Below are 12,431 nucleotides of genomic sequence, written 5' to 3' on the forward strand. Positions count from 1 at the left end.
TATAATTAAATAAAAATAACATGATGAAATTTTTTAAATATTACTTGTTTGCGCTATTACTTTTTCCGTTAAGCGGAATAGCGCAAACCACTTATGATATTTGCATCTATGGCGGTACATCCGGTGGCGTAATGGCTGCTTATACTGCAAAAATGATGGGGAAATCAGTATTACTGATTGAACCTGGAAAGCACCTTGGAGGATTGTCATCCGGAGGTTTGGGGTACACCGATATTGGCAACAAATATGCCGTTACCGGATTAGGGCTGGACTTTTATCGCCGCACGGGTAAATATTATGGTCAGTTTGAATCGTGGATCTTTGAACCGCATGTGGCAGAAGATATATTCCTGCAATATATCAATAAGGCAAATGTGCCGGTTTTATATCAGTACCGTATTATTTCGGCCAAAAAAGTGAATAGTGTAATAAAGGAGATCGTCCTTGAAAATTCATTCTCTAAATCAAACCCTGCCAAAACTATCCGGGCGAAAGTTTTCATTGATTGTTCTTACGAGGGTGACCTGATGGCAAAAGCTGGTGTCAGTTATTTTGTTGGAAGAGAAGCCAACAGTGTTTATAATGAAACATATAACGGCGTGCAGGTACAACCCGCAGCAACACCACAACACGGCAACCAGATACCAGATGGTGTGGATCCATATAAAATCCCGGGCGATCCTAAAAGTGGTTTGTTATGGGGGATAAGTGATGCCCCGTTGCCACCAATCGGGACGGGAGATAACCACGTGCAAGCCTATAATTTTCGTATCTGTTTAACTGATGATCCCGCAAACCGGATAACGATCACAAAGCCTCCGGGTTATGATCCATTGCGTTATGAACTGCTTCCCCGTTATATTGCTAAACTAACCGATACCAATGATATTAGAGAGATACTGAAGTTTGATTTGATGCCGAACCATAAAACGGATATCAATAATGGCGGTGGCTTTTCAACTGATATGATTGGTTATAACTGGGATTATCCAAATGCTGATTACAATAAAAGGGCAGCAATACAGAAAACGCACGAACTGTATAATAAGGGGTTGCTATATTTTATTCAACATGATCCACGTATCCCGGCAGCCATGAGAAACTTTTTGTTGAACTGGGGATATCCAAAAGACGAATACCGTGATAATAATTACTGGAGCCCGCAGATGTACATCCGCGAAGCGCGCCGGATGGTTGGCGAATATGTAATGACCCAGGCAAATTGTGAAGGCAAAGAAGTGATAGCTGACGGGATAGGGATGGCTGCCTACGGCATGGACTCTCATAATAATCAACGGTTGGTTATCAATGGTATGGCTAAAAATGAGGGTGATGTTGAAAAAGGCGGATCCGGGCCTTATCCTATTGCTTATAGATCACTTACCCCCAAACGGAGTGAGTGCACTAATTTACTTGTTCCGGTATGCTTATCAGCAAGCCACATCGGTTATGGTTCCATCCGGATGGAACCTGTGTTTATGGTTCTGGGGCAATCCTCAGCTGTTGCGGCTGTACAAGCGGTGAACCATCATGTTTCCGTGCAAAACGTGGATGTAAAAAAGATCCAGCAAATTCTAAAGGCAAATCCGTTGGTAGATGGCAGTCTTCCGGAAATGATAGTAGATAATAAGAACGAACAGCAAGTAAGCCTTACCGGAAAATGGTCATTAGTTAAAGGTGGTTTTTACGGGCCGGATGCATATATAGCTAATCCAACTAAAGATGCAGAACGAAAAGAAGTAAAGTTTAGCCAGGTAATACCCCAAACAGGCACTTACGAAATTTACACTTATGTGCTGCCACGCATTAAAAACCCGTCATCAAAGATTGTATGCGCCATTAATGATGGTCATAGCCAAAAGCAAGTAATTATTGAGCGGGAAAAAGTGATCGTTAATGGTCAAACCTCCGGCGAATGGGTCAGACTGGGTGACTATCAACTGGGCAAGGGTGTTACAGCTTCGGTAAGTATTACCAACGAGCAGGCAGACGGTGTTATAGCTGCAGATGCCGTACTATTTCACCTTGCGCCCTCTAAACATAAAACTTTAAAAAAATGAGAAGAGCAGGTAAATATCTAATCATTTTTTTCTTTGCCATGCAAAACGTAATGGCTCAGCAAAACCATGCGGACTTTGACCCGGTGGAATACGTAAACCCATTGGTGGGCAGCGCTTCCAAACATAGCTTATCAACGGGTAATACTTACCCGGCAATTTCATTGCCATGGGGTATGAACTTTTGGACTCCTCAAACCGGAAAAATGGGTGACGGCTGGGCGTATACCTACGATGCTGACAAAATAGTGGGGTTCAAGCAAACACACCAGCCCTCTCCGTGGATGAATGACTACGGCCAGTTTGCTGTAATGCCTATTACAGGTAAGGCTGTTTTTAAAGAAGATGAGCGTGCAAGTTGGTTCTCGCATAAATCTGAGATAGCCAAGCCTTACTATTACAGCGTTTACGAAGCAGACCATGATATTACAACAGAAATAGCACCTACCGAAAGAGCTGCATACTTCCGGGTAAGATACCCGGCGGGAAAGGAAGCTTCCTTAGTGATTGATGCGTTGGATTCCGGCTCTTATATAAAGGTTATGCCGGGCGCGCGGAAGATCATTGGTTATTCTACCCGTAATAAGGGTGGGGTACCCGCGGGCTTCAAAAACTATTTTGTTATTGTTGCCGATCAGCCAATCCGCTCTTTCAAGATATGGAAAGATAACCGGCTTGAAGATGGCCTGACGGAGGTAACGGCCCGTCATGCGGGAGCTGTCATCACATTTGGTGCTGTCGATACGAAATACGTGCACCTGCGAATTGCATCTTCATTTATCAGTATTGAACAAGCCGAACTCAATTTAAGCCGCGAATTAGGGAATGCCGATTTTGATCAGATTAAACAAAAAGCAAAAGATGCATGGAATAAAGAGCTAAGCAAAATTAAAGTGGAGGGTGGCACAACCGAGCAATTACGGACTTTTTATTCCTGCTTGTACCGATGCTTGCTTTTCCCACAAAAACATTACGAGATAGAACAGAACGGCAAAATTGTTCATTATAGTCCTTATAACGGGAAAGTACTGCCGGGCTACATGTATGCAGGTACAGGATTTTGGGATACTTTCAGGGCTCTTTATCCTTTTCTGAATTTGGTATATCCTGCTATTAATCGGGAAATGCAACAAGCGCTCATTAATGATTATAAAGAAGGCGGCTGGCTTCCGGAGTGGTCAAGTCCGGGTTATCGGAATATCATGATCGGAAATAACTCTGCCTCTGTAGTTGCTGATGCATGGCTAAAAGGAGTGCGTGGTTATGATATTGAGACCCTTTACCAGGCATTGGTGAAAGGCGCGAATCATGCGGGGCCGATGCCCGCCGTGGGGCGCTATGGTGTAGATTATTATAATTCTTTAGGCTACGTTCCGTATGATGCTGGCATTAACCAGAACGCAGCCCGTACGCTTGAATACGCTTATGATGACTTTTGTATATACCAGCTGGCAAAAGCGTTGAACAAGCCAGCGGCTGAAGTTGATCTTTACCGTAAACGGGCAATGAATTACCGGAATGTATTTGATACGCAAACCGGGCTCATGCGGGGGCGTAACAAAGATGGTAGTTTTCAGGCCCCGTTCAATCCTTTCAAATGGGGCGATGCTTTTACAGAAGGCAATAGCTGGCACTATACCTGGAGCGTGTTTCAAGACATTAGCGGGTTAATTAATCTTATGGGCGGGAAAAAAGAGTTTGTTACAAAGCTCGACTCCGTTTTTACTATCCCTCCCGTTTATGATCAAAGCTATTACCGGTCGGTTATTCATGAAATTAGAGAAATGCAGATCATGAATATGGGGCAGTATGCTCACGGCAATCAGCCCATACAGCATATGATTTACTTATACAACTATGCCGGCCAGCCCTGGAAAACGCAAAAATGGGTGCGTGAAGTTGAAAATAGATTTTACCTGGCTACGCCGGATGGTTACTGCGGCGACGAAGACAACGGGCAAACTTCAGCCTGGTATGTTTTCTCCGCGATGGGTTTCTACCCGGTATGTCCTGGTGCGGGCCAGTATGTGCTTGGTGCGCCACTTTTCAAAAAAATATCGATCAGGCTTGACAACGGGAAAACTATTCGGATAAACGCGAATAATAATTCGCCCCGGCACATCTACGTACAATCGTTAAAATTAAACGGTGCAGTTTATCAGCACAACTGGCTAAGCCATGATCTGTTAATGAAAGGTGCAAACCTGGAGTTTAACATGTCGGCCCGGCCCAACTTTTATAGGGGAATTAATCCCAAAGATTTCCCTTACTCTCTTTCTAATGATATTTCTATTAATCATCTTAAAAAATAAAAAATGAAAACAATTATCCGTTCATTGCTAATCTTACTGATAGCACTCTTTATAAATAAAACGTCCTTTGGCTTACCTCAAAAAAACAACGCCTACGATGTTGTTATCTACGGTGGTACGGCGTCTGGCATAATGGCGGCAATCGCAGCGGCAAAAGAAGGCGCTAAAGTTGTTGTACTTGAACCCAAATTACATATCGGGGGTATGGTAACAGGAGGTCTGGCTGCCACTGATATTGGTAGACGATCTGTTATCGGCGGCTATCCGCTGGCGTTTTATAAACGTTTGGGTAAGTATTATAATTACCAATCCATAACCAAAGATTCTATAGGTTGGTTTCCAGAGCCTCATGTTGCAGAATTGGTATTGAACCAAATGATTAAAGAAGCGGGAGTTACCGTGTACTTCCAGAAAAGACTAAAAGAAAAAGGAGGCGTGAAAATAAAAGACGGAAAAATTACCAGTATTGTTATGGAAAATGGTGACGAATTTGCCGGAAAAGTATTTATTGACGCAACTTATGAAGGTGATTTAATGGCTTTCGCCGGCGTATCCTATATTGTCGGCCGTGAAGCGCAAAGCCAGTACAATGAGTATTCGGCAGGGGTCAGGGATGCCTTTGGTTCACAAAGCGCTTATGACGATAATGGAAAGCTACTGCCGGGTGTTCAAACGCAAGCCCCCGGGCCTGTAGGTTCTGGTGATAAAAAAACACAAGCCTATAACTTCCGGCTGTCTTTGACCAATAACCCAAACAATATTACGCCATTCCCAAAACCACAGCATTACGATACCAGGAAATATGTTGAACTTTTAAGAACCACACTAACGTTGATCAATAAAGAAGGTGCTGTACAGGCCGCGGAACATATGTTTCCTGGCATGGGCAAGGTTCCGCATGATAAAGTAGACCTAAATACAGCTGACTATGTTGGCGGCAATTGGGATTATCCCGACGGTTCGTATGCGCGGAGGAAACAAATATGGGCGGATCACGTGGATTATGTTGCAGGATACATGTATTTTTTAGGTCATGATGAAAGACTGCCCACAGAATACCGTAATGTGATCAACAGCTGGGGCCTATCCAAAGATGAATTTACCGATAATCATAACTGGCCATATGAACTTTATGTAAGAGAAGCAAGACGGATGGTTGGGGAACACGTTATCACGCAACAAGATGTAGTATCAGACATGCAAAAACCCGATGCCGTTGGTTTGGGCTCTTATGGTTTGGATGTTCACCCTATGCAAGCGTGGGTTAATGAAAAAGGTTTATTAAAGTATGAAGGAAGACCACAACGGACCGAACCAGAAAGAATGAAACACATCCCTTATCAAATTCCTTACCGGGCTCTAACACCTAAAAAATCAGAAGTGAAGAATCTGCTGGTTCCGGTATGTATGTCAGCAAGCCATGTGGCTTATTCTACACTTCGGATGGAACCCCAATATATGATTCTTGGTCAGGCCGCTGGTACTGCCGCTTACCTTGCTTTTAAACAGCAAAAATCGGTACAAGATATTGATAGCAAAGAATTGGCCGCAATATTACTTGCCCGCGGTGCATATCTCGAATCCAGTATTAAAACCCTGAATGATTTAAAACCAGGTGCGGGTATTGATTAATAAAAGCAGAACTGACTTTCATGGGATAAGCACGCTTATTTCGTGAAAGTCAATTTTCAGCTGAAATATAACTGCAACAATTCATACGCATACAATTTTTATCTATACCCTATGCTTAAGAGAAGCTATTCCAGGATAACGTTTACGTTATTCCTCTTAATTATTTCACTCACCTCATACTTAGTAAATGCACAGGAACCGAAGCCTTTTTGGCCGGAACAAAAAGCACCTACCAGCATAGTTATATGCAAGATCAATAATTTCGATAACCTTGCTGAGATGAATTTAGCACAGTCAATATCGGGTTTGGCGGCTCAAAGCATCAACAGCAATAAAAATAGCGAAGGCGTTTGGATTGAGAACAGAAATATTGCTTATCAATCATATTATGCATCATTAGTTAAACGACTGAAATTAAAAGGAAACGGAAGTTTTGATGTATGGCAATTAGTGGACAGGTTTAAAGAAAAGGGTGTCATTCGTGGCTATATACTTTACGATGTACAGCGGGGAGATAATTCGATTAATCTGGCAACGGTATATTGCAGTATAAAAAATGGCGTATTAATAGATAGGACACAGGAAAATGATGCTATTCATCACGGGTTAATCAAACTTCAGGACCTTTCAAAAGATTCTTTAGACCCAAAATCGTTTAACCTGCTGGCGCCCCAACTATCCCCCAATTTGTTAGTTGTTGCCAATCCTAAATTTTCAAACAACCGGGATTTTGCCATTGCTCATCGCTGCATGATCTACTATGGTGTTGATAGCCTTTTTTTAACTATCCTAAATTGGGTTAAACCCCTTTCTCCGGTAATAGGCTGGAACAAAGGAGATGAATTTAAACAAATAGAACCTTGTACAAGCAGGGCGCTGATCAATGTTCCGGCAGATTGGTGCATGAACCTGGCATTACTTGCCATTACGCCCAAGGAAGCACCTCGTAAAGTCAATTCACTGGATCCCAAATCAATAGATTGGAGTAAAAGCGGAGACTTTAACTCTTTTGTAATGAGCGACGGCGATAACATACAATGGGCATTTAGCAGCTTTTTAGATAGCGGGGATTATTGGAAAAATCAATTTAATTCAGAAATACCAATGTCATTCACTTCTTGTGTCTTCAATCTTAGCGAGGCCGGAAGGGATGTTTATAATCAGTTAGTTCAATCACAAAGTAAACAGGTTAGCATTGTAGAGTATGGCGGCGGGTATTATTATCCCGATCTGTTTGGCCGTATGACCGGCGCCCCTGAACAGCTATTAAGGGAACATGCAAAAAGAATCAATAAGGAATTAAAACGCACCGGCACAAAAGTTTTTGGCTTCATCTGCCGAAACGTATCCTCGCCCGATGCCATTAAGGCATATCAAATATTTGCAGAAGAATTAGATGATATCACAGGAATGATTGCCGCTCAATATTCTCCTTACAATGGTGGTAATGGCGCCATTTATTGGCTTAAAAACAAAAAAGGAATTGAAGTTCCTGTCGTTGCTGCGAAATATCAGCTCTGGGCCAATCAAAACATTGTAAACAGCGGTAATCCGCAGAAATTATCAGAACAAATAAATAAGAACAATGAAAAAGCAGGTGACCAGCTAACATGGACTATTGTACATGCATGGTCTGAATATGCGAGCGATAGTGTTGATATACCTGATAATATGAGAAAAGCAGCAAAAGGGTTCAGGGGCGTGACTCCCGTCAAATGGACAAAAAACCTTCTTCACAATAACACAAAAGTAGTATCCATAGAAGAACTTTTATGGCGACTGAGAATGCAGCACAATAGTATGGATACCCGGCATATTATAGATTAACTTTAGCTAAGTCCTGCCTTTCAGGGACAATCCCTTTTCCTTTTTTATCAAGGAACAGGTACAAGCAGTTGAAAGGTGGTACGATTGTGTTTTACTTGTATCGAATTCACTGCAATTTTAAATCGCTAATAGACCTTTTAGCGATATTAGGCAGAAGGAAACAATTACAGCATTTAGCGGGTTCTATCAAATTATAATAACGAGTACTTACCTTGCAAATGATGTAAGCGAGCTTAATACCGATTCAAAAACTTTTTATACCTGAGTAACTTTCATTGGGCTAAAGGTAGTTTCGGAACGGTGGGTGTCGAAATAATTTATTCCTACAAATATGATGTGGTTTTCTAAATCAATTGATGATGTTCTTAGGGAGCTTGAAGTGGATAGTGCAAAAGGCCTTTCAAAAGAAGAAGTGAATATCAGGACGCAGCGGTTTGGGCCAAACAAACTCCAGGGCAAGAAGAAAAAAAGTATAATAAAATTATTCCTTGCACAATTACAGGATTGGCTTATATACATATTGCTGGCCGCAGTAATTATTACCATTTTTATGGGGGAATATGTTGACGCAGGCATCATCTTAATGGTAGTTATACTCAATGCGGTGTTGGGTGTGATCCAGGAAGTTAAAGCCGGGAACGCCATTGAGGCACTCCAAAAAATTTCTTCTCCTAAAGCCCTGATAAGGCGGGATGGTGCCACTAAAGAAATTGAATCGGAAAACCTCGTACCCGGCGACATCCTCATTTTAGATGCCGGGCGTTTTATAGCTGCTGATATTCGCCTGATAGAATCGGCTAATCTGCAGGTCGAAGAATCTTCACTGACAGGAGAATCGGTACCTTCCGTTAAAGATGCCTCACAGGTACATAACGAAGACATATCGTTGGGTGATCGTGCAAATTCGGCATTCATGTCAACCCTGGTAACTTATGGGCGTGGTGTTGGTGTAGTGGTTGAAACGGGTATGAATACCGAAGTTGGAAAAATTGCTACCATTATAGACAACGAAGCCGAATCAAAAACCCCACTCGAGCTTAGGCTGGACGAATTGGGAAAGACACTGGGCAAAATGGCCATTGGCATTTGCGCGCTGATATTTGTAGTTGCTCTTTTTCAAAAAAGGGATCTGGTTGATATGTTCCTTATTTCGGTATCGCTGGCCGTAGCATCAATACCCGAAGGACTGGCGGCCATCGTAGCTATTGTGCTCTCTATAGGTGTTACCAGCATGTCCAGGCGAAATGCCATTATCAGGCGTTTACCGGCTGTTGAAACGCTGGGATCTGTAAATATCGTATGCTCGGATAAAACCGGAACCCTTACGCAAAACAAAATGACCGTCACCCGCTATTTTAACCTGGGCGGTGAAAATTCAGTAACTACCGGCCAAGAAAATTCAGCAACCGGCGATGCTGAATTATTGGCTAAAGCCATGGTGTTATGTTCTGATGCAACGTATGAAGATGGGAAAGGCACGGGCGACCCAACAGAAATTGCCTTGCTGCAGTTTGCAGATGAACTGGGTATAGACCGAAAACAATTGGCTGTTCATGCCAGGCGCATAGGCGAATTTGCTTTCGACTCTGATCGTAAATTAATGTCGACCCTTAATGAAGAAAAGGGCAAGCTCACGGTTTATACCAAGGGGGCTATTGATAATTTGCTGCAAATAGCTACACATATTTTACATAATGGACAGGCAATACCGCTAACTGATGCCCATAAAGAAGAATATTATAAGGCCACGGAGGTAATGTCTGACAAGGCTTTGCGTACACTGGGAGCTGCCTATAAAACTGTAGATGCCCGTATTGATGCCGCTGAGATGGAAAAGGATCTGATTATCATAGGTCTTGTGGGCATGATAGATCCGCCGCGCGAAGAGGTAAAAGAGGCGGTACAGAAAGCGAAAGGTGCCGGTATAACATCCATCATGATAACCGGCGACCACAAGAATACCGCTTTTGCCATTGCACATGAGCTTGGCATTGCCAGCCATATAGATGAAGCCATAACGAGCCAGGAGATGAATAAGCTTAGTGACGAGGAGTTTGCGGCTACTATTAAAAAGTTCACTGTATTTTCACGGGTATCGCCCGAGGACAAGGTTAGAATAGTACGAGCTTTAAAAACCCAGGGGAACATTGTATCCATGACGGGCGACGGGGTTAACGATGCCCCTTCATTGAATGCAGCCGATATTGGTGTTGCCATGGGCATAACCGGCACCGATGTGGCCAAAGGCGCGGCAGATATGATCTTGACCGATGATAATTTTGCCACCATAGTTGAGGCTATTGAACAAGGCCGCAACATTTATAATAACATTAAAAAATCGGTTATCTTTTTGCTTACCTGTAACCTGGGCGAGGTGGTTACCATGTTTTTTACCCTGCTCATAGGATGGGAAGTTCCGCTTATTGCAACCCAGTTACTGTGGATTAACCTGATCACCGATTCGTTACCCGCTATTGCCCTGGGCATGGACCCGGGTGACCCCGATGTAATGAAAGAAAAGCCCCGTGATCCCAAAGAAAGCTTTTTTGCCGGTGGTGGCATTTTGCGTGCCGGCGGCGGTGGCCTGTTAATTGGCGCGTTAACCATATTTGCCTTTTGGTATGGCTATTATGAACATGGTGCCAGCCCGTTTGACCATTCAGTAAAACCCGCCGTGGTAGAATACGCCCGCACCATGGCGTTCATGGTACTAGTTTCATGCCAGTTGTTTTATTCACTTACAGTTAGGAACAGCAAAAAGTCTATTTTTCAAATTGGTATTTTCTCTAATAAATATTTGATCGCAGCCATCGTATTAGGGCTTTTGTTGCAGTTACTCATTGTTAGTATTAAACCCGTTCAGGAAGCTTTTAAATTGCAAATGCTGGATCTGAATGGCTGGCTTGTAGCTATCCTGCTCGGTTTAGTACCTTTAATTATTAATGAACTGATTAAACTTGTGGTAAGGCTTCGGACAAAAGCATCAGTATCCTAATACCTCACAATAATGTAGATAACTGATCACTTCCTCTCCTGGAATTTATTCCGCAATATTCTATCGCCTCTTCGGGTACCAGGCGTATTAAGGTTCGTTAAATGAACATTATTGCAATGTATGCACAGGTTTTATATTTTTGTTTAACCTACTATGAAAATATGAGAAGAATAATTTCATGCATATTTATGATGTGCTTTTTCACCCATGCTATTGCACAGCAAAAAAAAGCTGAACCCCTTATTATACAGGGCAAGATCACCAACACTACCGAAAAAATACTGAAGATATTCTTTGAGGATGAAAACGGTAAGATGATTATTGATACCATAAAAATTAATGATGCCGGGGAGTTTTATTTAAAAACCTATCATATAAAAAGGCCGCAGCGTACCAGCCTTCAGCAAAATAGCTTGCAAATCAACAGGATTTACGTTGCCCCCGGTTATAACCTAACAATAACAGGCGATGCCACAAATTATGTCAGCCTGCTTAAAACCCGGAAAATAACCGGTATTGGTGCCGAAACAAATCAGTATCTCCAAAAAATAGATTCGATAACGGTAGCCCGTAACGATCGCACTGAATGGTTCGAATTAAAGCTTGACGAATTACTGCCTTATATTAAAAAAACTAAAGCGCTTAATGATTCTGTTTTAAATATAGTATTTAACAAAAAGCCCAAACAGGATAAATATTTCAATACGTTTAAAAAAATGATTGATATAGATAACCAAAGCATGGCTTTTTATATGCTGCTTCAGCATGTTGAATTAGGTAAATACACTTACCAGCAAATGACTGACATAGCAAAACAGAATACGCCTGCCATATTTACTGGTGGCATTTCGCATGACAAGTACCTCACCTCTGATGATTATAAAACCTGGATAGTACCTGTGTATATGGCCTACACTAAAAAGCTCGATGGTCTAAAAGATTCATCGCTGGTAAAACAACCCGATTATATAATCAATACCGTTAATAAGCTTTATACAGGTAAGGTTAAGGATCATTATCTGTATCATTCTGTTACTTCCGGCATTAGTAGGGCCAGTTCTATCGAACAATTAAACATGGCCAAAAAAGAGCTGCAGCCGCGCTTTGATGCCATTAAGAACGAGGCCCTCAAAAAAGATATCACCAACGGTTTTAAGGAAAAAGAAAACCAATTAATGCTTGTACAAACAGGTCAGCCTGCGCCTGCTTTTACCTTGCCCAGCGATAAGGGGAAAATCTACAGTTTAGAAGATTTTAAAGGAAAGGTGGTCTACATCGACCTGTGGGCAAGTTGGTGCGCTCCCTGCCGCGCTGAGATACCCAATTATAAAACACTTTACGAAAAATACAAAGATAACAGCCAGGTAGCTTTTATGGCTATAGCGGTCTTTGATGGTGACCGTGAGTGGCGTAAAGCCCTCGATGTGGAAAAACCCACCTGGCTGCAGCTATACGATAGCAACGGTGTGGTTGCCCGATCCTACGTGGCCAATGCCATCCCCAAATATATTCTGATAGACAAAAATGGGAGGGTGGTAAACTTTAACGCTCCCGGTCCGGGCAGCGTTGAGATAGGCAAACTAATTGATGCTGAAATTGCCAGGTAGG

6 protein-coding genes are annotated in these 12,431 nt (G+C 42.4%); all 6 read left to right on the forward strand.

The features are described from left to right. Positions 1 to 20: 20 nt before the first annotated feature. The 6 genes from WC743_RS02785 (at position 21) to WC743_RS02810 (ending at position 12,430) form a co-directional block, all read left to right on the forward strand. Positions 21 to 2,060, forward strand: coding sequence for an FAD-dependent oxidoreductase (locus tag WC743_RS02785; RefSeq protein WP_373010234.1), 2,040 nt, complete (start codon positions 21 to 23; stop codon positions 2,058 to 2,060). Further along, the gene (locus tag WC743_RS02790; RefSeq protein ID WP_373010235.1) at positions 2,057 to 4,369 is read left to right on the forward strand and encodes a GH92 family glycosyl hydrolase; all 2,313 of its coding nucleotides are present in this window, start codon (positions 2,057 to 2,059) and stop codon (positions 4,367 to 4,369) included. The genes WC743_RS02785 and WC743_RS02790 overlap by 4 nt, the downstream gene beginning before the upstream one ends. A gap of 3 nt (positions 4,370 to 4,372) precedes the next feature. Beyond that, positions 4,373 to 6,001, forward strand: coding sequence for an FAD-dependent oxidoreductase (locus WC743_RS02795; protein WP_373010236.1), 1,629 nt, complete (start codon positions 4,373 to 4,375; stop codon positions 5,999 to 6,001). 111 nt (positions 6,002 to 6,112) lie between these two features. Then, complete coding sequence (locus tag WC743_RS02800; protein WP_373010237.1) at positions 6,113 to 7,828, forward strand: hypothetical protein; 1,716 nt, start codon at positions 6,113 to 6,115, stop codon at positions 7,826 to 7,828. Between the two features lie 331 nt (positions 7,829 to 8,159). Then, a complete protein-coding gene (locus tag WC743_RS02805) occupies positions 8,160 to 10,823 on the forward strand; it encodes a cation-translocating P-type ATPase (RefSeq protein ID WP_373010238.1) in 2,664 nt (887 codons plus the stop codon). A gap of 161 nt (positions 10,824 to 10,984) precedes the next feature. After that, positions 10,985 to 12,430 (forward strand): TlpA family protein disulfide reductase, encoded by a 1,446-nt coding sequence (locus WC743_RS02810; RefSeq protein WP_373010239.1) that lies wholly within the window; start codon positions 10,985 to 10,987, stop codon positions 12,428 to 12,430. The last annotated feature ends 1 nt before the right edge of the window (position 12,431 follow it).

Origin of the sequence: Mucilaginibacter sp. (assembly GCF_041660805.1) — a bacterium.
Lineage (GTDB): Bacteria > Bacteroidota > Bacteroidia > Sphingobacteriales > Sphingobacteriaceae > Mucilaginibacter.